The sequence below is a fragment of the Peribacillus sp. NPDC056705 genome, assembly GCF_043656335.1.
This window is the reverse complement of record NZ_JBHTYI010000116.1, coordinates 283-697: the sequence shown is the minus strand read 5'-3', so window position 1 is coordinate 697 and position 415 is coordinate 283. Positions and strand designations below refer to the sequence as shown.

Sequence of the window (415 nt, the reverse complement as noted above, 5' to 3'; positions counted from 1 at the left end):
TCGTGGAGCTGAAGCTCAGATACTTCATGAACTCTCTCAGAATCCGTTGATATTCGCGAATAGCCAGCTTGCGCTGCATTTCTAACGTTCTCCATGTTACGTCCGCTGTTACCGATGGATTCCCGTCGCGGTCTCCACCAATCCATGATCCAAACCGTAGATAGGTTGGAACATGCCAATGGTGATCCGGATAATACTTACCCAAGCAACGCTCCAATTCCTGATAAACCTCAGGCAAGATGTGAAAGAGCGTCTCGTGGAAGTAATACATGCCATTTCTGACTTCATCAAGTACAGTTGGCTTGCGATCGCGCAACTCGTCCGTTTGCCACAATGTAATGACTTCATTTAGCAGCTTCTCTCGTAGCTGTTCTCGCTCACGGAACGTTAATGTGGGGTTGTCTAGCTGCATTAC

At 47.7% G+C, this 415-nt stretch carries 1 pseudogene (cut by a window edge); it reads right to left on the bottom strand.

The features are described 5' to 3' along the window. Positions 1–415, bottom strand: a pseudogene (locus ACFRAK_RS27935) (phosphoenolpyruvate carboxylase) (its annotated part continues 223 nt past the right edge of the window); the annotation flags it as partial.